The sequence below is a fragment of the Nostoc sp. T09 genome (genome assembly GCF_002154695.1).
Classification (GTDB): Bacteria; Cyanobacteriota; Cyanobacteriia; order Cyanobacteriales; family Nostocaceae; genus Aulosira.
Map to the genome: position 1 here is coordinate 3,613 of NZ_MTAV01000194.1, position 20,926 is coordinate 24,538.

20 protein-coding genes and 1 tRNA gene are annotated in these 20,926 nt (G+C 41.9%); 17 read left to right on the forward strand and 4 right to left on the reverse strand.

The window, feature by feature from the left end:
- Window positions 1–7: 7 nt before the first annotated feature.
- From BV372_RS30365 to BV372_RS30375, 3 genes are all read right to left on the reverse strand, one after another.
- On the reverse strand, window positions 8–400 hold the full coding sequence (locus BV372_RS30365; RefSeq protein WP_086690559.1) for a hypothetical protein: 393 nt from the start codon (window positions 398–400) through the stop codon (window positions 8–10).
- A gap of 178 nt (window positions 401–578) precedes the next feature.
- Window positions 579–1,250 (reverse strand): glutathione S-transferase family protein, encoded by a 672-nt coding sequence (locus BV372_RS30370; RefSeq protein ID WP_086690561.1) that lies wholly within the window; start codon window positions 1,248–1,250, stop codon window positions 579–581.
- 33 nt (window positions 1,251–1,283) lie between these two features.
- The gene (locus BV372_RS30375; RefSeq protein ID WP_179198292.1) at window positions 1,284–1,781 is read right to left on the reverse strand and encodes a DUF4174 domain-containing protein; all 498 of its coding nucleotides are present in this window, start codon (window positions 1,779–1,781) and stop codon (window positions 1,284–1,286) included.
- A gap of 238 nt (window positions 1,782–2,019) precedes the next feature.
- Between BV372_RS30375 and BV372_RS35620 the strand changes: the two genes are divergently transcribed.
- From BV372_RS35620 to BV372_RS30460, 17 genes are all read left to right on the forward strand, one after another.
- Window positions 2,020–2,238 carry a hypothetical protein gene (locus BV372_RS35620; RefSeq protein ID WP_143845392.1) on the forward strand — a complete coding sequence of 73 codons (219 nt, stop codon included), beginning with the start codon at window positions 2,020–2,022 and terminating at the stop codon, window positions 2,236–2,238.
- A gap of 290 nt (window positions 2,239–2,528) precedes the next feature.
- On the forward strand, window positions 2,529–2,729 hold the full coding sequence (locus BV372_RS30385; RefSeq protein WP_086690565.1) for a hypothetical protein: 201 nt from the start codon (window positions 2,529–2,531) through the stop codon (window positions 2,727–2,729).
- A gap of 474 nt (window positions 2,730–3,203) precedes the next feature.
- Window positions 3,204–3,929 (forward strand): hypothetical protein, encoded by a 726-nt coding sequence (locus tag BV372_RS30390; RefSeq protein WP_086690567.1) that lies wholly within the window; start codon window positions 3,204–3,206, stop codon window positions 3,927–3,929.
- A gap of 32 nt (window positions 3,930–3,961) precedes the next feature.
- A tRNA-Leu gene (locus tag BV372_RS30395) sits at window positions 3,962–4,032 on the forward strand.
- Between the two features lie 81 nt (window positions 4,033–4,113).
- Window positions 4,114–4,494: a 50S ribosomal protein L7/L12 gene (gene rplL, locus BV372_RS30400; protein WP_086690569.1), complete on the forward strand. Its 381-nt coding sequence runs from the start codon at window positions 4,114–4,116 to the stop codon at window positions 4,492–4,494.
- Between the two features lie 422 nt (window positions 4,495–4,916).
- Complete coding sequence (locus tag BV372_RS30405) at window positions 4,917–6,350, forward strand: VWA domain-containing protein (protein WP_086690571.1); 1,434 nt, start codon at window positions 4,917–4,919, stop codon at window positions 6,348–6,350.
- A 34-nt stretch (window positions 6,351–6,384) separates the two neighbouring features.
- The gene (locus BV372_RS30410) at window positions 6,385–7,320 is read left to right on the forward strand and encodes a hypothetical protein (protein ID WP_086690573.1); all 936 of its coding nucleotides are present in this window, start codon (window positions 6,385–6,387) and stop codon (window positions 7,318–7,320) included.
- Between the two features lie 3 nt (window positions 7,321–7,323).
- Window positions 7,324–8,157 (forward strand): hypothetical protein, encoded by an 834-nt coding sequence (locus BV372_RS30415; RefSeq protein ID WP_086690575.1) that lies wholly within the window; start codon window positions 7,324–7,326, stop codon window positions 8,155–8,157.
- 5 nt (window positions 8,158–8,162) lie between these two features.
- The gene (locus tag BV372_RS30420; RefSeq protein WP_086690577.1) at window positions 8,163–8,801 is read left to right on the forward strand and encodes a ThiF family adenylyltransferase; all 639 of its coding nucleotides are present in this window, start codon (window positions 8,163–8,165) and stop codon (window positions 8,799–8,801) included.
- 247 nt (window positions 8,802–9,048) lie between these two features.
- Complete coding sequence (locus BV372_RS30425) at window positions 9,049–9,441, forward strand: hypothetical protein (RefSeq protein WP_086690579.1); 393 nt, start codon at window positions 9,049–9,051, stop codon at window positions 9,439–9,441.
- Between the two features lie 149 nt (window positions 9,442–9,590).
- On the forward strand, window positions 9,591–10,286 hold the full coding sequence (locus tag BV372_RS30430) for a pentapeptide repeat-containing protein (RefSeq protein WP_086690581.1): 696 nt from the start codon (window positions 9,591–9,593) through the stop codon (window positions 10,284–10,286).
- Window positions 10,287–10,755: 469 nt separating this feature from the next.
- The gene (locus BV372_RS30435) at window positions 10,756–11,718 is read left to right on the forward strand and encodes a MoxR family ATPase (RefSeq protein ID WP_086690583.1); all 963 of its coding nucleotides are present in this window, start codon (window positions 10,756–10,758) and stop codon (window positions 11,716–11,718) included.
- Window positions 11,719–11,733: 15 nt separating this feature from the next.
- Window positions 11,734–13,083 (forward strand): DUF58 domain-containing protein, encoded by a 1,350-nt coding sequence (locus BV372_RS30440; protein WP_086690585.1) that lies wholly within the window; start codon window positions 11,734–11,736, stop codon window positions 13,081–13,083.
- 217 nt (window positions 13,084–13,300) lie between these two features.
- Window positions 13,301–15,307, forward strand: coding sequence for a transglutaminase domain-containing protein (locus tag BV372_RS30445; RefSeq protein WP_086690587.1), 2,007 nt, complete (start codon window positions 13,301–13,303; stop codon window positions 15,305–15,307).
- 223 nt (window positions 15,308–15,530) lie between these two features.
- Window positions 15,531–16,148, forward strand: coding sequence for a hypothetical protein (locus BV372_RS30450; protein ID WP_086690589.1), 618 nt, complete (start codon window positions 15,531–15,533; stop codon window positions 16,146–16,148).
- Window positions 16,149–16,805: 657 nt separating this feature from the next.
- A complete protein-coding gene (locus BV372_RS30455) occupies window positions 16,806–18,452 on the forward strand; it encodes a M48 family metalloprotease (RefSeq protein WP_086690591.1) in 1,647 nt (548 codons plus the stop codon).
- 68 nt (window positions 18,453–18,520) lie between these two features.
- On the forward strand, window positions 18,521–19,327 hold the full coding sequence (locus BV372_RS30460; protein ID WP_086690593.1) for a COP23 domain-containing protein: 807 nt from the start codon (window positions 18,521–18,523) through the stop codon (window positions 19,325–19,327).
- A 224-nt stretch (window positions 19,328–19,551) separates the two neighbouring features.
- On the opposite strand, the gene BV372_RS30465 is transcribed toward BV372_RS30460, so the two are convergent.
- The gene (locus tag BV372_RS30465) at window positions 19,552–20,697 is read right to left on the reverse strand and encodes a SpoIID/LytB domain-containing protein (protein WP_086690595.1); all 1,146 of its coding nucleotides are present in this window, start codon (window positions 20,695–20,697) and stop codon (window positions 19,552–19,554) included.
- Window positions 20,698–20,926: the final 229 nt, after the last annotated feature.

A 20,926-nucleotide genomic window follows, 5' to 3' on the forward strand; every position in this document is an offset into this window, starting at 1 on the left:
GATTAGCTTATGCTGCATGACCCTCTTTTAGCACTTGATCTAAAAGGTTTCTAGCCGGTTGTGCTTTAGTCAGTGCTGCTTGATGGTCGCTATAAGCACGAACGAGGCGAGTAAGACCGCTTACGCCTGCCTTTAGTTGTTCAAGCTCTTCACCAGCAATTAGTTCTCCATCTAGTACTCGCCCGATCAAAGGTTTGACGTCACCCACTTCCTGCCGGACTTTTTGCAGCTTTTCTAAGGCACTCAGCAAGCTTTTTAGTGAGTTCAAGATCTCGTCAATATCCTGGGTTACTTCCACTGGTTCAGACGAATCTTTTACTGCCGCCGTGTCCTCAGTGTCTTTGTCTGCGGGCGATTCTTGTGCAGATGTTTCAGTTTTTGCCCCATTTGTTTTTGCCATCAATAACTTCCTCAAGAAATTTTCCTTAGTTTATCGCTCTTATAGCAAGTTGCCAAAATATAGTTTGCTGGTAAAGCCATTTGAGGTTTGTAGTCTTCAAGCAGATAGACATTTCTACTTGTCAAGCCTTACTTAAATACTTAATTAATTAGTATAATATAATACATCAGTTTTTTATTTAACTCGAAAGCTCGTAAGCACCACCGCGATCAAGCGCACGCTGGTAAGCTGGACGTGTATGGATACGATCTAAGAACGCCATGAGTTGCGGACGGCTCGCATCCAGTCCTGCTCGCACAGCAGCCGCTTCTAAAGGGAAGCTCATCTGGATATCAGCCGCTGTGAATTCGTTACCAGCAAACCATGTGCTTTTTCCTAGCTCCGCTTCCAGATAATCTAGGTGCTGCGCGATTTGAGGTTCAATAAACGAACTCTTGACGCGTTCGGCGATCGCTCGAGCGATTGGCCGCACGAAAAAGGGCATTTGTTCATTCTCGATGCGGTCGAAGACAAGCTTCAGTAGCAGTGGAGGCATTGCCGAGCCTTCTGCGTAATGCAGCCAGTAGGTGTAACGCAGTCGATTCGGTGTACCCAAAGCCGGAATCAGGCGTCCGCTACCGTAGCGTTCAACCAAATACTCGATGATGGCACCAGATTCCGCCAGGGTCAGCGCACCGTCGGTAATCACTGGTGACTTGCCTAGCGGATGTACCTTGCGTAGCGACGCTGGTGCTAACATGGTTTTCGGGTCCCGCTCGTAGCGCTTGATTTCGTACTCGATGCCGAGTTCCTCCAGCAGCCAGAGTATACGCTGAGAACGGGAGTTGTTCAAATGGTGGACAGTGATCATCAGATTTATTCTCTAAGCTGTATATTTAGGCAATTAAGGTGAATTTCCGCCTTTATTTTGCATTTCTTGCTGCCGCATGGGCATAGCATCAATTTCCGCAAAAATTGCTGTGGCTTGAACTGGGGTCACATCAGTGCGCTTAACGCCACCATCTTTGCCCACCAAAATGACGCGAAAATTTTCTTTGTCAATCCCAAAGCGATCGCGCAACTTGGCAGCAGCAGACTCATCTATTGGCTGTCCGTTGGCATAGCTCTCATCTGTTACCAGAATTTCTACGAGAACCAAATCCCGATCTGCAAAACCGCTTTTTTGCTCTTGTAATAGCTGTATCTGCTGCTGATAGGCTTGGTTATCAACCGACGGTGCAAAGACTAGTAGCACCCGGTTTTTCCATTTGTGGGAACTGAGATTGAATGAAGACATTTTGAGAGCATAATTACTTGAACCTTGAGCAGTACCCGCTTGATTAACTGGCGACAGCATTGTAGACGCTAATAGAGCAAGGGCAATTAATACTGACTTATTCACAATGAGGGTTTTAGCTGCTTTTCATGCTCTTAACCTATCATCACCTACCTCACTCATCTTCTATCTGGTGATATATAGCAGTTAAGGGAACAGGGAACGGGGAACAGGGAACAGCATAGAGAATCTGTAATTAATTTTGTTTAGGTACTTATCTCCTCGCTGGCTAACAATTTCTCACTTCCCAAAAAGTTTGTAGTATCCCCTTGACATTATGTAGCCTTTGTATTACAAATGTAGTATGAACAAACAAGCTTCCTCAAGAAGCAAAAGTAAAACCTCTCAGAACCTTGACAACTGCATAGATGCCACTGTTTGGGAGAAAAGCTTAACAACTCTCATGAGTATTGCCCACTTTTGGGGCCGCGATTGGCGTTTGACTGCTCCGAAACCAACAAACGGACGGTTGCAGGATTTGGGTTCAATTCCCAACGGCTCCACTTGCTTTGACTTTGATTGAAGTTGCAATGACCTCAATTAGAGCATCGCAATCACGCAAACTTGGGTCTGTAGCTCTAACGGTAGAGATCCCGGATGTCACTTGTGCCCTAACAGAAAAAGCTTACATACTAGCTCAACAGTAGAGCGATCGCTTTCTAAACGATAAGTTGCAGGTGCGATTCCTGCGTGTGTTACCACAGCTTTTTCAACTCGCATGAGGTGTGAGTGCAACTCTCACAGGGAGGGTATCGGTTCAATTCCGATCAGATCCACTAATAGTAATTAGTATTTGAAAAAGAGGTGATTGTCATGGTTCATATTCGATTTGAAGGACGTTCTGTTGATGTTGCAGAAACACAACTAGGAATTGCAGCAGGCATGAATGATGTGGCAGTAAAGGAGCAGGTTGCGCGGCATTTAGATGTCAATAGCGATCGCCTCTCTGCTTACATAATTGATCGCCGCCCTAGTGGTGATTTGATAGTTCGTCCGGAAGCAGTTTATGGTTAATATGCGTAATCATCCGTGCCCTAACAGAAGAAGCATACATACACATTGATAACGGTCCTAAGGTAGTAAAATTCGAGCGATCGAGCTAGCGAAGCACGATTTCTAAGTCTCTTGCAGATTTAGCGTGCGTGCCCACTGCCAATATTTGGTAAGAGCGGCCGTGCTGTAAAAAGCTTCTTCAACTTGCACGGAATCATTTAAGACTTAATTCCGCGCCCTAACTTGTAAAGCCTACACACCATCCAGCAATGGATATGCAGGTTCAACTCCTGTCGCTCCCTTTGATGGGAGCGTAGCCAAAATGGTAAAGGCAATTGTGAAAACTGCTTTGCTAACTTGCGCGGAATTACTATTATTTAAATTGTATTTATCTACAACCTTAACTCAATCACATGGAGGTGAGTTCAATGATGTCCGCTAACTCATTTGTAATCACAACTCAATCAGTAAAACTATCTTTAAACAACATGAGTTATGAGCGAACATCGTTTGAGCGAAATTGTAATTGAGCGTCCTCGCGGTGGGAGAAGAATAAGTCTCAAAAAGCTGACAGGTTTTAAAAAGCAGTTAGACAAAATCACCGAGGAAGCCAGTCAGGATGGATTGTTCAATCCTTACCTGATTAAAGCCACAAACAAATCCAAGCATCTTTCAGATCATCTCGGTCCTCTGCGTCGGTTTTTGCGCTCGAAAGTCGGACAGCCGTGGAATGACGTTTACAGCGAATTGTGTCAACGATTAGATCCCAGCACAATGGCAGGACAGCACGTTATCGATCATGTGTGGGATTACGTTGAACGTCATGTAGAAATAATTGATGGTGGACTTTATAGCAAGCCTTACCGAGGGTATCAACTTCAGTTAAATGGGAGTTACCGCGATCGCTTCTATATCCATCCTCAAACTGGAATTCTTTGTGCAGTCGCGAAAGTACCTCGAAAACCGAAGCGAAAGCCGGAACAAACCGATGTTTTGATTGTTGATGATTATCATCAATACCACAAACTGAACGATATTTGGTATCTAATTACCTATGAAGATTTTCCACCGCCACCAACTGATTATGTGATGGATATTTTCAAAGGTTTAATTCACCGTTCTAGCGCAACTTATAGAGGTCGAAAAATTTACGCTGCTAGTAAACAGCAGTGTAATAAGAAAGAGATTCGATTTATTTTAAATCAACTTTCTAAAGAGTAAAATCTTCACTTCGTGCCCTAACCGGAAAAGCTTACATACTAGCCGAATTGGAACAGGCACTTGACTTAAGATCAAGCTATTACAGGTTCAAATCCTGTGTGTGAATCAACAGCTTTTTCAACTTGCACGAAGTGCTTTTATTAATTAACAATTATGAGTTAATCGCAACTCATTGGAGGTTGCCATGTCTGTGAAAACCCTAGAAATTTTAGAACAACTCAAGTCTTTAACTGTCAACGAAACTGCTCAATTGGTGAAGCAGATTGAAGCAACCTTCAATGTTGATATTTCCACACCGAAGCTCATTCGGGTTGATAAACATGATGAAGATGAGGTTCAACCACAGATTCAGACGGAGTTTGATGTCTTGTTGGTATCGGTTCCAGCAGAGAAAAAGATTGCCTTACTCAAGGTCATCCGCACGGTGACTGGACTGGGACTGAAAGAAGCAAAAGACTTTGTGGACTCTCTTCCGCAAGTGGTGCAAGCTGGATTGGATCGAGAAGCGGCTGAAATTCTCAAGCAACAGCTAGAGGAAACAGGAGCAGTCGTTTCTCTCATATAATTTCGATGTTTATTTCTCTGTGCCTCTGTCTTGAAAAGTTCAGATCGCCGGAAGCCGGCGCTCCGACTTTTCGCTGCGTCTCTGCGTGAGATTCTTTTTTAAACGTAGACGCGTTCGCGGCTTCCCGCAGGGTACCGCAAAGGCGCGTTCGCGAAGCGTCTCGTAAAGCCTTCGGCATAGCTACGCTTAGGGCGCAGCCTCTCGTAGAGAAGAGAAGGAAGCGAAGAGAAGAAAACAGATAGAGAATTTCACAAATAAATTAGATCAAATTTATTAATTGGCAGTTGTTGCCGCGCCCCGATCGCAGAAGCTTACATAACTCTGAATCAGTTATACACAATGCTTCTACAACTTGCGCGGTGACTTGATCGCCCCGCGTGCAACATCTGCCTCCTCATCCATTACAACTAGAGGAGGTTATCATGAATACCGCAGAACGTGACCTGCGCCTGGAAATGCTCAACAGTTTGCTCACAACTCCTCATCGCAAGCTTGAGCAAGTCGCAGAAATTCACAAGTTAATTGTTGAATTAGATCCCCTTTTCTACGGACACCTGGCAGTTTGGTATCAGCGTCATGGCGATGTCCGCGACCACAAAGAAGTATTCGTTGCTCACTTGCTCACGAGCAATTTGATTGAACACCGAGATGCTGGATTTATCATGCTGCAAGAGTTTCCACCCTATCAGGTGGCTCGTGTGGTTGACTTCATGAAGCAGCAACAGAATAAGCTGCCTCGTTCGGCTCGTACTGCGGTGCGCCGTTACCTGAAGGCGCGAGAAAGCAATCCGGCTCTATTCGATCGCGCTGCTTTGCGAGGTCGTAAAGCGATGAAGCACCTGTATGCTTCGCTGCACATCAAGCCGAATGAGCGAGCAAATGCGATTTTGTTCCGCGATACTCCGCCAGCTGGTTCGTTGGCAGATATCCTGAAGCAGCTTGCTAAGGCAGAAAGTGCCGCAGAACAAGCACGGCTAATTGTGGAATTCCACATTCCTTACACGATCGCGATCGGTGCAATCAAGCAACTCACACCAGTTGTGTTGGTGGCGTTAATCAACAGCATGACTCCTCAGGAAGTAATCAACAACCTCAAGTCACTCCAGGCGAGAGGTGCAATGGATCACCCAGAAGTCAAAAAGCTGATTGATTCCAAGCTGGAGGAAGCATCTAAGAATGGGCGTGTGGCTGCATTCAAAGCACAGATTGCCGCAGACGCAGCAGATTTAGACGCAGACACCGTTGCAAAGTTGGAAAAAGTGACTAACGAGCAGGTGAAAAGACGTGGTGCGATCGCTCGTCCAACCGCCCTACTGGTTGACAAGTCCGGCTCAATGGAGAATGCGATCGCAGTTGGTAAGCAACTTGCTGCTCTCATCTCTGGTATTACCCAGGCAGAACTATTTGTCTACGCCTTCGATACCATTCCTTACCCCGTCACCGCACAGGGTAAAGAGTTGACCGACTGGGAGCGTGCCTTCCAGCACATTAAGGCAGGTGGTGGTACTAGTATCGGCTGTGCATTGGAAGCAATGCGCAAGAAAAAGCAGGTAGTTGACCAAATCATCATAGTCACGGATGAAGGCGAGAATGGTACTCCTTACTTCAGTGAAGTCTACAAGACCTATTGCCGAGAGTTGGCAGTAATACCCAATGTTGTGATTGTCCGCGTAGGTACTCATTACAACTGGTTGGAGAGCCAACTGAAGCAGCAGCAAGCACCTGTAGAAACCTTCACTTTCGAGGGCGACTACTACAGCTTGCCAAACCTCGTTCCACTCCTAACACGTCCCTCTCGTCTGGATTTGCTGATGGAGATTCTGGATATGCCGTTGCCAGTGCGAGACGATAAGTAAGGTTAGAATATGGCATTGCTCATTATTAAGTCTGATGAGCAATGCTAATTCAGCAGATAGCACTTCAAATAAAAAAGGCAAAAATATGGAAATCCAGAAACAGTTTAGCTTTGTTGGTAATTTGAAGAAGCTGCATGAAAAAGATGAGTACCCAATTGTGAATTTCACTGGTATTATTCACTGTTATAAAAATGGAAGTGTTTTTATTGAGATTGATGCAACTACAAATGAAAATTTAAATAATAAAAAGTTTTCTGAGTCTGTACCAGTATATAAAGTTAAAATATCTACCAATGTTAAAGAAGATAAAGCATTTGAGGATTTATTCTTTTTTCAGTTAGATGAACTTGAAAAAGATTTAGTTCAGTCTCCTTATGAAGGTGATTACATAATTGAGGGAAAAAGCTTTGAAGAATGGTCTATAAAAGCAAATATTGCAGATGCTAATTTTACTGTTACTTTTAGAAACAGTGATACGCAAGAATCTGCCGAGGTAAATACTCAAAAACATTTAGTTAGATTAAGTAATTTACATATTGACTATAATCCTAAATTTATTAAAGGAGAAACATTAGAACATATATATGGTATTTCTAATTTAGAAGTATTATACAATTTTTCAACTCCTTTTCTAGATAATAAATATGAATTCAGTCTTATCTCTACATCTATAGGTAATAAAGATGCTGAAATATTAAGCGCAGAAATGATATTGAAAGTTATAGATAAAAACAATGTCGATGAAGAAATTCCATATAATACTTATTTTGCATGGTTTGAACTTTTAATTTCATTTGCTACTGGAAAATGCATAAAAGAAATTTATAGCATTGAAACAAGCCAGAGTATTAGTGGACAAAAAAAGGTAGAGTTTTGGACTGGCAATAATATTTTTATAAAGGGCCGTGGAATTACTGTAATACAGCAGCCACATTTGCATTTATTTATTAAGCAATGTGCCTTTGCGTGAGCTATGACTGACATCCGTAAGCTAATCAACCAAATTGCTAGTGCAGAAGCACAGTTGTGTGCAACTCAATTTATCGCCCCTTGTGTTAAGGGTGGACGAGTTCGCACACGGGTAGCTGGAATGATCTATACCTTCACACCAAAGCCTAGTAAATTTGAAGGTTGGGGTATCTTTCAGCCTGTGGATGCGAAGACAGCAACAGTTGTGGAAGAAGCCGACTTACCCCAAATTGCAGAATACTTGCAACACTTTCCCCAAATACGGCTGCGGTTAGCACACAAACTGCAAGGAAAAACTTGGTTAGCTTACCCTGTGAATGAAGTAGATATGCGTCAACGGTTGAAGGTAGTCAAACCGATCGCAGTGCATCTGGTGACTGAGGGTGTTGTCTTTGAGCAAATTATCGCCCGTTGGAATGGACAATCCTGCTGGTTTGAGGAAATCGATCGCCGTACCGATCCGGAGATTGTGGAAACTCTGCAATCTGCTGTTAAGCAACTTACTCCTGCTGAGGAATTGCAGTTTAAGGGTATTACTCCAGAAATCCGCACAGTGTATGAATTAGCAACTCGGCGGATTGAGGGATTTGCTCAACCTCAACAGGATGAAAAGCGACTGAGAAAAGCATTACAACAAGGCGGCGGTGAATTACGCCAATTTCACGATCGCGGTGATTACTGGACAGTTGATTGGACAACTGCTGATGGTGTTCGCCACAGTAGTGCGATCGCTAAAACTGATTTGACTGTTGTCAGTTCTGGCATTTGTTTGAGTGGACGCGATCGCGATTTTGACTTGCAATCCTTAGTGGGTGTGATGGAACAACAAGATTGGTGAGGACAATGAGCATCTTTTTTCACGAACAGCTTTACCGTAGCAATGCTGTGATGGCAAAGCTCAAAGATTATCCTGTAACCATTTGTGGGGCTGGGGCATTAGGAGCTAACATTGCGGAAAACTTGGCTCGATCTGGTTTTGACAAACTTACAGTCATTGATCGCGATCGCATTGAGGAGCGTAATCTTTCTACCCAGCCTTACTACCGTTCTGATGTCGGAGCATTTAAGGCAAAAATCTTGGCAAATAATTTATACCGAGCAATTGGTACTAAAGTTGATGCTAAGACAAAGGAGTTAACATCAGCAAATACAACTCAACTACTCAAAGACAGCCAGCTAATTGTTGATGTCTTTGACAACAGCTTGGCACGTCAAGCAGTTAAGGATTATGCCGATCAATTCAATATTCCATGTCTTCATGTTGGGCTAGCAGCCGATTATGCAGAAGTGATTTGGAATGAAGTTTATCGCGTTCCTTCCGATGCGAATGATGATGTCTGTGATTATCCTCTAGCGCGAAATTTGGTAATGTTAACTGTTGCTGTGGCGTGTGAGGCAGTTATCGCATTCATTGCTACAACTGAACAGCGTAATTTTACCATTACCCTAAAAGATTTGACTGTTCAACCTCTATTTTGGTAATACCGTTTTTGTATGAAAATGCATCTAATTAGCCCACGTTCATCAAAGACGTTCCCGTTCGCGTAGCGTCTCCGCAGGAGAAGGGTAGGTGGGCTTTGTTTTTGTAGCCCCAGGCTTCCAGTCGAGGGCGAATATAGCGCAACCTTACATAAACTTGGGATAAGTTGCGATCGCTGATTAGCCCCAAGATTAAATTTATGTTTTAAAGTTAAAAATAGGTTGATAAAAAGCGATTGTTAGTAAACCCATGAAAGTCTTAGGGTTAGTTCTACCTGCTTTGTTTCTGTTGAGCACGCCTGCGATCGCAGTTGAGATCAATGGGCAGAATATTGATGGACAAAAGCTACCTGCAAAAGCTTACTATTATGGAACTGGTGGAATATACAATGTTCAAGTAAGCTTTAAGAATAGACGAGCTACGATATATTTTGCTGATGGAAGCCAAACAACCATACAGTTGAACCAGCAGGTGATAACTGATTCTAAGAATATTGTAGGCTTTGGTAAACTAGGACAATTTCCTATAAATAGAAATTTCAGTGTTGGGTTGGTGTATGACAATGATTGGATTGGCAGCAGTAGTGACCAAATGCAACAGTCCAATCCGCTTGAAGGTTTCTGGAGAATAAGTTTGGACTGAAGACGCGCTTATAGCATTTGGTAATTTCAGAGTGAATTTGACTCCAGTTTAATTCTCTAATCATTAAATGCATACAATAGTACTATGACCTCGATTTGTCTATTAGGTCGGTGTCAGAATTTATTGTCCAAATGAAACTTAAAAGCTAAATGAAAAATATTATATTAATTACCTTAGATAGATGTTTAAAACGGCAAAAACAATCTATTTTACTATTTGATTCAATAGCTGCTGCTAGTGATATTGCCCTGATGCTAAATGGGCAGTGGGATGGCTGTAATGGAGTAGTAATAGACCAATGTGATGAGGTAGCTGTTAACACTGCTGCCAAACTATCAGAAGCTACATGGTGTTATCAAGGCGCTGCAAAAGCTGTTTTAGCAAGATTAACAACTGATGAACTTTTGCGACGTTATGCACTTGGAGAAAGGAATTTTATTAATGCAAACTTGAGATATGCAGTGCTGACATCAATGAAGCTGAATCAGGTTAATTTAAGTTATGCAAAGTTGAGTTGGGCTGTACTGAATGAAGCCGATCTTAGTCAAGCTGATTTAACAGCAGCAGACCTCAGTGAAACTAATTTAAGTGGAGCCGACTTGAGAGGAGCAGAAATAGTCAGGACAAATCTAACTCAGGCAAACTTGCAACAAGCAAATCTGAGAGGGGCGAATCTAACTAGGGCAAACTTAAGTGAAGTTAACCTCACTCATGCAGATTTAACAGGAGCAAATCTAGCGCTAGCAGATCTAAGAGGAGCAAAGTTTCACTTTTGTAACTTAAGTGGGGCTAACCTAACAGGTGCAAAGTTCATTGAAACTGACTTAGCTTTTGCCAGCCAATAATATTCTGGAGGCAGTTGCAGTGGGGTGCATCCACTTTCGGCAAATAGTTTTTTGTAGCGTGTGTTATGCCGTAGGCTAACGCACCGCACAGCATCGCACACACCATCGAAGATTTTCGGTGCGTTAGGGCTGTCGTCCATAACGCACCCTACCAGATGAAAACGAAGCAGGGTAAGATTTTTAGACTTGTGTGTACACCGTAGCCTAGTAGGAGAGGGGAGCGAAAAGCCTAATTTTTCGTTGCTCCTTTCTCTCCTCGCAGGAAAGGGAGGTTGGGTGGGTGAGGTTTGTCGAATTCACGTTAATTCATATCATTTCAGTTCAAATAACCGTCATTGCGACCGTAGAGAAGCAATCCCAACAACCTAGTGATCGCATCGTTTCACTCGCAATGACGCAGAGAAGGACACAAAGTTATATGTGGCAAATGGGTACATTAACTTCATGACATTCTGTGTGATGAAGGAAAATGGAGAATTCTTACCCAAAAACTCATGAGTTGCCCAGCAAAGAAATTTATCAAAGAATTTTTAACAATATTCAAAAGGTAATCAAAGGACAATCAGCAGCAATTAGGAAATTGCTGTCAGCCTTTGCTAGTGGGGGACACGTGCTGCTAGAAGATTATCCCGGAACCGGCAAAACCACCTTAGCAAAAGCTTTAGCATACTCTGTAGATGTAAGTTTCAAGCGCATTCAATTTACACCAGATCTTTTGCCTTCGGATATCTTGGGCATTTCGATGCTCGAGCCAAACGAACGTACCTTTCATTTCCATGAAGGCCCTATTTTCGCCCATATTGTCTTGGCTGACGAGATTAATCGGGCTTCACCGCGTACCCAATCTGCACTACTAGAAGCTATGGCAGAGTTCCAAGTCAGCATTGATGGGAATTTGCGAAAACTTAAAGACCCGTTTTTTGTGATCGCTACTCAGAACCCGGTGGAATCGCGTGGTACTTATCCCCTTCCAGAAGCCCAAATGGATCGCTTTGCACTTCAGTTTAGTTTGGGATACATATCACCGGAAGACGAAGTTAATCTGCTTTCAGACCAAATCCAACAACACCCTATTGATACAATTCAACCTTGCATTGACTTGCAAGACATAATTACTTTAAAACAGCAGGTCAAAAAAGTTCGGATCTCTCAAGATTTGAAATGCTACCTAGTAGATATTGTAAATGCTACTCGGTCTGCACAAGGTGTGCAATTAGGGGCTAGCCCAAGAGCTTCTATTGCTTTAATGAAAATTGCTCAAGCATTAGCCTTGTTTGATGGCTATGAATTTGTCACACCAGAACATATCCAAGAACTTGCGGTATCTGTAATTGCTCATCGCCTAGTTATGGAACCGCAAGCGCGTTTCTCTGGTAGAACCGCCACAAGTGTTGTTGAAGATATCCTCAAATCTGTTCCTGTTCCAGTTTGATAGCAAACTTGCAAGATGAAACTTTTTGTTTATCGTCTTTTCTATATCAGTTATGGCATTCAACGCAAGCTAACAAGACGGGTTACTGTTAGTGGAATGGTTGTTTCATTATTAGCGATCGCGGCGGCTTTAACAGGGTCTAGCAATGAAAGCATGAACTATCAGATATTTACGTTTCTATTATCTATTCTCATCATATCTATAGTTTCCAGCCTACTGTTTCGCTACCGTTTTAGTGCTAATCGTAGTCTACCCAGATTCGCAACTGTGGGTGTGAAACTGAAGTACAAAATTGTAATTCATAACAAAAGCAACAAGATTCAAAAATGTCTAAAACTATTTGAAAATTTTGCCGATCCCCGCCCAAATTTTAAAGATTTCTTAGAAGCGCTTGAAACTAGAAGAGCTAGGCGAAATTCATTTACTCAAGCTTTTGGATACGATCGTTGGCTTTGGTTAATTTCTCGCAAACAATGTGCTAGAGCTTTCCCGCTAGATTTACCTAACCTTGCGCCTAATAGCAAAACAGAAGTTATTGGTGAAATCATCCCTACCCAAAGAGGTGTTATTCGGCTTACAGGTATGACAGTAGCTAGACCCGATCCTTTTGGACTTTTTAATGCTTGTGCAACTATTTCTTTACCACATTCTTTATTAATTTTACCGAAGTTATATAAGCTGCCACCAGTTCAACTTCCTGGCGTAAAGAAACATCAATCTGGTGGTGTAGCGTTAGCTTCTTCTGTTGGTGATTCAGAGGAATTTAGGTCTTTGCGTGATTATCGTCCGGGAGATTCGCTGCGAAAAATTCACTGGAAAAGCTGGGCAAAAGTCGGTAAGCCAATTGTCAAAGAAGAACAGGATGAGTTTTTTGTCCGACACGCATTGATTTTAGATACATTTCAAAGCGTTAATTATAGTGAAATTTTAGAAGAAGCAATCTCAATTGCAGCTTCATTAGCCTGTGAAGTTCAAACCCAAGAATCATTATTAGATTTGATGTTTGTTGGTAACGAAGCTTATTGTTTTACCTTTGGTAGAGGACTGAGCCATGCTGACAAAATGCTGGAAATTCTTGCATCTGTTGTTGCCTGTCGAGACAAATCCTTTGATTCTATTATTCCAGTAGTGATTGAGAAACTATCTTTGTTGAGTGGCTGTATATGTATCTTTCTGTGTTGGGACGAAGATCGGAAAAGGTTAGTTAATTATCTCAAGAGCATGGGTATCCATACCTTAGTGTTAATCATTACAGATAAAGAAGGCAAATTAGATAATTTTGATTCAAACTCTATGAACGATCAACTAACAAAATTCCATATTTTAAATTTGGGCAAAATCCAAGAGGAGCTAATGCATATATGAAACTCCTATTTCATATTATGTACGTTCAAATAACCGTCATTGCGACCCTAAGAAAGCAATCCCAAAAACGTTGCGATTGCGTCGTTTCATTCCACTCGCAATGACATATTAAGGGTGATTTGTCGGACATCATATCATTTTTTTAAACTTTATTTTCCTTCTTTTCCCTGTTCCCTACCTCTACGAGTAAGTTCAAGAATGAAATTAGGATAGCTATATGAAACCGCCAGTACTTCTCCTTAGCGCTGCTTTAATCTTTTGGGGTTGGCAGACAGGAATGTGGGTTTTTGCCATACCAATGGCTGTGATTTTAGCAGGATATCGCTTGATTAACTCGCGGTGGGATTTCTCTGATGATGATTTCCGACGCATTGCGAATTTGTGTTTGATGATTCTGATTATTGTACTTGTTTCTCTTTTTACTACTAATCGCTCAATTTATCTAGTCTATAATCTGTTGCAGTGGTTTCCATTGGTATTTTTTCCACTGCTGGCTGCTCAAACATACTCTGTAAATGAAAGTATTGATATTCGCACACTGTTTGTCTCACTAAAAAATGTCATAAAAGCAGAATCAAACCGCGTCATTATTAATTTAAGGTATCCCTATTTTGCACTCTGTATTTTATCTGCTGGAGCCGCTAATACTAGGGATATCTCTTTTTATATTGGGATGTTTATACTTGCAAGTATTGCCCTTTGGTTTATCCGATCGCAACGCTTTTCGCCTGTTATCTGGCTGTGTCTAATTCTAATTGCTGGAAGTCTTGGTTTTATCGGACAAATAGGTGTGTATCAACTTCAACAGAAGTTAGAGGATACTGTTGTGGCATGGTTAAGCAATACTAATAGTATTGGGCAATTAACAGACTCAACAACAAAACAAACGAGTATCGGTGAGATTGGAGTATTAAAGCAGTCAAATGAGATTATTTTTCGGGTAGCGTCTAATACTCCAAAAGTTTCTCCTGGGCTGCTAAAAGAAGCAACTTATGATAAGTATAAATCTGCTTTTTGGGTAGCATCTAATTCTACTTTTACTGCTGTACAACCTGATATAAACGGTAAAATTTGGCGTTTAGGAAGTAGACCTGCCGATAACTCAACACTTACAATTTCTGCAACGCTGAATCAAGGAAAAGGCTTATTAAGGTTGGCTGATGGAACATTTGAAATTGATGAATTGCCAGTTAGCCAAATGGAGAAAAATAAATATGGTACGGTAAAAGTAGAAGGAAAAGATAGTGCGATCGCTTACCGGATCTTGTTTAATAAAAGTCTTTCTTTGGATAGCTCACCAACAGAAGAAGATTTGCAAATCGCCAAACCCGAAAGAGAGGCAATAAATCAAGTTATTAACCAATTAGATATTACAGGAAAATCGCCCCAAGCTATCTTACAGCTTGTGGATAGCTTTTTTATAAAAAATTTCCGTTATTCCTTAAAACTTACAGGTAAAAATCAGCAATCAACGCCTTTATCAACATTTTTACTGCAAACTCGCGCTGGGCACTGTGAATATTTTGCCACTGCAACCACGCTACTTTTACGTGCAGCTGGTGTACCAGCCCGTTATGCTGTGGGGTATTCGGTTCACGAATTTAGCCCATTAGAGAACCAATATATAGTTCGTAGTCGCCATGCTCATGCTTGGACATTGGCATATATAAATGGTCGATGGCAAGCCTTTGATACCACACCTGCTGATTGGGCTAATCTTGAGAATGCAAATGCTTCCAAATTGGCATTTATCTCTGATTTATGGTCGTTTTTTAGGTTCAAACTCTCAAGCTGGTTACGTTCCGGCTTAGTTAGCAATCTATTTAAGTATGGGTGGTGGCTAATTTTGCCATTGGTATTTCTGCGGTTGTGGAAGTTTAATTCAAAAAATAAAGTTCGCCGTTTATCTACAAAGCATGTATTAGCTAAACAAGTAGCTAAAGCTGATTTTGCAAAAAAAGATTATGAATTTTATTTAATTGAAAAAAGATTAAATGAGTTAGGTTTGAGCCGTTACCCTTCAGAGTCTTTAAAAAACTGGATGAACAGGCTGAAAGAAGAATTACCTAGCTCAGATTTAATTGAGGATTTGACATCGCTAGTTGAAATACATTACCGCGATCGCTTCGATCCTCAAGGTCTTAAAGAGGCTGAAAGAGCAAAGTTAAAATCTGCTGTTCAAGCATGGCTGGTTATGTTACAAAAGCATTTTCATCAGAGTTAATTAGAGCGATCGCACTGCACAAAAATACTGGAATCGCCTTTGCATTATACTCTTCCATTAGATAGAAGCGAAATTGTATTGTAATTATTTAAAGTAAGCATATAAAGGTGATACCAGCTTTTTTTATATGCCTGGAGCATCTCGGCGTGAGATTTTTATAAGTCTTAAATGAGATACCCTTTAATAGCTAAATCAACTCAGGATTAAGCATATTAATAGTCAAATGTATAGTCACAAGTACGGTTTAAGCATCATGCAAAGCGATGGAAATTTTGTCAGTAAAAAGTCATGGCTGAGTAAAGCAGCGCTTTTGACAGTGTTTGTAAGTGGGGTGACTGCTTGTGCTCCCGAACCAAAGCAACCTGATGTTGTTGTTGTTCCTACGCCACAAGCAACGGTTACCGTTACCGCTACACCACAACCAACAACTACCGTTGTCGTTAGCCCTAGCCCGCAAGTAACAACTATTGTTAAGACTGAACCAATCACAGACGTATTAGTAATTAGCAACGCAAATAAACAAACACTTGTAAATAGACCAGTACAGTTTACAAATGTAAATGTTCAAAGTGTAGTAGGCGATCGCACTTTCTGGGTTGGTTCAAGTAATAATCAACGAGTATTTGTGGTTTTAGCTTCTAATTTAGATGCGGGAACTGCTGAGAACAAAGTTGTCGTGAAAAAAGGGCAGACCCTAGATCTAGCAGGCGTGCTAAAACCAGTGCCAAGTGTAAAACAAGCACAGCAGCAATGGAAAGGATTGACTACTACTGAAGCTCAAGGGTTAAAAAACCAAATCATTTACCTAGAAGCAAATCAAATCAGGTTTAAGCCAACTTGACAATAATTGTGCTGTATCACCAACTTGCAACCTCGCCCTGGGCGTTGCCGTTTGCGTAGCGTCTCCGCAGGAGAAGGCTAGCCGTTCCCGTACCCCTAAGGGGAAGCAAGCTACGCGTAGCGTCTCCGCACGAGAAGGGTAGGGCGTTAGGCATTGCCGACCAAAACACGGATATGGTGGGCATTGCCCACCCTACAATTAAGCTTAAATTCTACGGAAGTTTTTCAATAATTAAACCAGATTACTATAGTAAAAATAAGAATATTTTAATGTTACGAAAACTTAATTATTTTAGTTCTAAGTAATAGATAATAAGACTGCTTTAAACCAAGAGTTTAAAGTTAAAGATGAGGCTTGTAGTACAGCTTTGGTAATGGATATCAAAGGTACTATCAAAAGCGAAAAGCCAGAGCGCTGGATTAACGATCCTTTAGCAGTGCGGTTAGTACGAGAAATGGGACAGCTTCAGCGATAAGACTAGCGAAAGAAGTCCAACTTGTTGCAGTCCACATCAGCTTTTTTGATGGCTTTCTCTGATCTGTGATGAGCGAAGTCCATCAAATAGTCTTTTGTTAGTTTTTTAGAGTTTTTGAGTAAAAACACCCCCGCCTTTAGAGGTATTTTAAATAATAACCTTTTACATAAGTGAAACCCAGCATGAAACGAACTAGGAAGTCTCTGCTGCTAACCTTGAACTGGGTGTTACTGTCATTTGGAACATCGATTTTAATTATTCTGACACAGCCTACAGCACCCGTTCCCGCACAAGAACCTGCTGCAAATACAGAACAAAAGCTACCAGAAGTACTGCAACGCTCATCAACCCCTAATACAACTGATACGCCAAAGCCAGTTGTCATCCCAGAAACAACACCCACACCCAAACCGGAAGTCGCAGAGCCAAAAAAGCCAGATGTAGCTGCGGAACCAGCACCTACTCCTGAAGAAATTGCTCGTCAGCAAAAATTTATCGAAGCAGACAAGCTTTATCTAGCGGGACAAATTGCAGACGCGGAAAAAATTTATCGGGAGGTAAAAGCACCTTTTGCCAAACTAACTAAACCTCAAGAACGGAAAGCCGCAATTGTTGACCCAACGCAACTATCTCCAGGAGGTAAGGTATACTGGCGAGAATCAGAAGCGGGGATAGTCAAGAAGCTGCAATCAAGGACTTTAGTACCACTGCAACTATTGGTTGAGCAGTATCCAGAATTTATCCCCGGACATATCAGATTTGCGGAAATCTTGAAACAATACGATCGCCCTCAACAAGCATTAGATATATTAGAACGGGCATCTTCACTTTATGCAGATCAACCGGAATTAACTAAAGCTAGAGTTGCAGCACTTGCAGAAGCAAAAAAATGGATGGAAGCTTCTTTGGCGGCGCGTCAATTTGCCATTCTCAACTCCAAAGATCCGCAAGCACCAGAGTTTACCAACTTAGCAGAAGTTCATCTTAAACGTTACAAACGCCATATTCAAGCAGAAATTAGAGGCAATGCGATCGCTAATATTCTCACAGGTGCAATAGGTTACGCTGTGACTGGCAGTTTATTTGGCCCCTTTTCTGCCCTTGACTCTACGATCATGCTGCTACGTGGTGAAGAATCGATTGGAGAATCGGTAGCCAAGCAAGCGAAACAACAACTAAAACTAATTAACGATGAAACAGTTGTCGCCTACGTTAATGAAATCGGACAGAAACTAGCTAAAGCAGCCGGACGCAATGAGTTTAAATACGAATTTTTTGTAGTTCCCGAAGAAAACCTCAACGCCTTTGCTCTGCCAGGAGGGAAAATCTTTATTAATGCAGGTGCGATCGCTAAAACAAATTCAGAAGCAGAATTGGCTGGGTTAATTGGCCATGAATTATCCCATGTAGTTTTATCTCATGGTTTTCAACTAATTACTCAAGGTAACCTCGTCTCTAATGTCACGCAGTATATACCTTTAGGCGGCATTATCGGTCAACTTTCGGCACTGAGTTACAGCCGCGACATGGAACGTCAAGCAGATATCCTGGGTACGCGCCTCATTGTCGCTACTGGTTATGCTGCTGATGGCTTGCGAAATTTGATGGTGACACTAGAAAAACAACAGAAAAATGCTCCTCTGAGTTGGTTATCTTCTCACCCTGGAGGTAGTGAGCGAGTCAGTTATTTAGAAAATATGATTACCAATAGCAGCTACAACCGTTACAGCTATGAAGGTGTAGAACGTCACACGCAAATTAGAGCCAAGGTAAAACAGCTACTTAAAGAGAAAAAAGAACAAGAAGAAAAAAAGCAGCATTCTCGATGAACTAAAAACAAAATTTTTCGTCACTTAGTCTATCAATATCTCTACCTATTTCCCACTGAGGATGATTTATGTCATCGCAAGCGCTGAAGTTTGTTCTTTTGAGTAGTTTAGGTTTATCTTGTTTTTTGGGCAATTCTGTAGCATTTGCCCAAGTTGATAGTTCTGGTGGCGTTGTCGTACCAACAGATTCAACAGGCTCATCAACACCAACAGGTATACCAATACCAACAGGTACACAAACAAGCACAACATCTTCTCCCACGGCTGATGGTACGACTCGGTTTAGTTGTCAGTTGTATAACGGTCAATATACCGTGATGTATCAGCCGCAAAGCCAACAAGGTCAATATTTTCCTTGGGCCGCACCTGCGACTTTGGGTGGTGGCTGGGACCCACAAAAGCGCTGTGCAACAATTGCCCAACGCTTAGAAATGTATCGTCCAGATGGCTTGCAAGAACTCCAGATAGCCAGAGAAAATAACGAGAATATTGTCTGCGTCACAACTGAAGCTAATTCAACCTGTCGAATTGTACTGACCGTACCCCGTGACAAAGACCCCTATGTTGTTCGCAATAGCATCTTCCAAAACTTAACCACTGCTGACAGTGGACAGCAAACCATCGCCGTTAACACCTATCGCAACAATCAAAGCGGAGTAGGTGATTTATATAACATAGGTCGCACACTTCTAGGTGGTAATCGAGTTTCTTCATCTAAAAGTGGTATCAATCTCAAACCTTTCCTCGATCGCAAAGATGGCGGTAATGCTAGTGGACTGAAGAATGGTGTAGCACTTCGTTCCCGTTCCAATAGCCAAACTAATGTTCGCCAGCCCAATAGCGTTCGCCTTGATCCCGGTAGATTCCGCCGTTAATTAATTGGCAATGTATTTTTATTAAAACGCGCTGCAAACGATCTGCCAGCGCGTTTTTGTATGTTGTTGTGCTTTTGAAAAATGTTCACGAGTCGCAACATTATTGGTGAGTTTGTTTGCGTTTCGCTTAACTGAACCTGCTACCTGCAATCAAGCAATGTAGGTGAGCAAATAGCCCACCCTAATAAATTCATTTGGAATTTGGAATTTCCTAAAGAGGTTAACTACTTCGCTTTAATTGGTGTTAAGGCTACACCTTGGTAATAATGCCCCAAAATTTGTAGGTAATTTGCTCCTCGCTGGGCAAGATTGTAAGCCCCCCACTGACTCATCCCTATAGCATGACCATAGCCCAGCCCTTGAAGGATAAAACTACCATCAGTTCCCTTGCTAACGTTGAACCGGGTACTCTTCAGCCTGAGTGCAGTACGTACATCCTCGCCCTGTAGCACTTTCGTACCTCTGTCACCGATAATTTTTAGAACTTTAACACTTTGGAATGGTGAGCGAGCCTCTGGAATCATATCCGTGACATTGCCTACACCAGAAATCCTAGAACTAATTTCAGTAGGTGAGAAGGTTTTCACCCAATTACACTCTTTGATATTTTGATCGTAGTCTTGAACAGCACGCAGGTAAGGCTCCTTGCTGCCCCAAACGTCTTCAACATTTTCGGTATGTCCTCCAGAACAAGCGTGGAAGACTGAGAGAATAATCCTGTTTTGGTAAGTTAGTACCTGTCCAGCTGTCGCATCGACTGCGGTGTAGGTAGTAGGTGATTCACTGCTGACACCTTTGTAAATTTGCCAGCGATCTGGGCTATCGCCTAAATCATAAATCGGATTAGTGCGCTGCTTTTCCCGTTCATATAAAGCATAAGTACGAGCCGCGATCGCCTGGGCTTTCAGTGCTTCTTGGGGCCACTGGGCGTCCATTTCACCACCAATAACGCTGTAGAGATATTCCTCCGTATCAACCCAGTTAACGGCACTGACGCCTTTTTCTGTAGCAACAACTAGCGTTCTACCGCGAAACCAGCGATCGCCAATATAAACGAATCCCTTACCTGTAGGTTCAATCCAAAATAAACCAGATTGCCACTTATCCAACGCCACGCCACCAGGAACAGCTTGGGCATAAAACGAACTCATTGCTGGCAATTCACCCAGAGTCCGACCAGTACCATCCTTGACTGTTGCCGTTGTAGAGCTACCAACTTTTACCTGATTCACATTCCTTTCAATGGCGATGCGCAGGATTACAGATGCTTGAGCTGGGGCAACCAACGCTATCCACAAGAGGATACTTACCCACCAATGTCGTCCTTTAATCTGGGAAAGTAAAGAGCCGAATAAAAATTGAAATTTCATGCCGATTTTCTAATCACCTAGTATCTGTTTGACGTTTTGGAGTAATCGCATCTACAACTAAAGATGAGACGCTGTTCCATTGCTGGAGGTTGCCACCTTTTACTAATTATGCATATTTAAATTTAATAAATCCGCGGCAATGAATCTGTTGTTTAAGATTTTCAATTGATTTAGAAAAAGAAAATTAACTACGTTATCAACTGTAGCTTGACATCTCAGTACTAAAGAT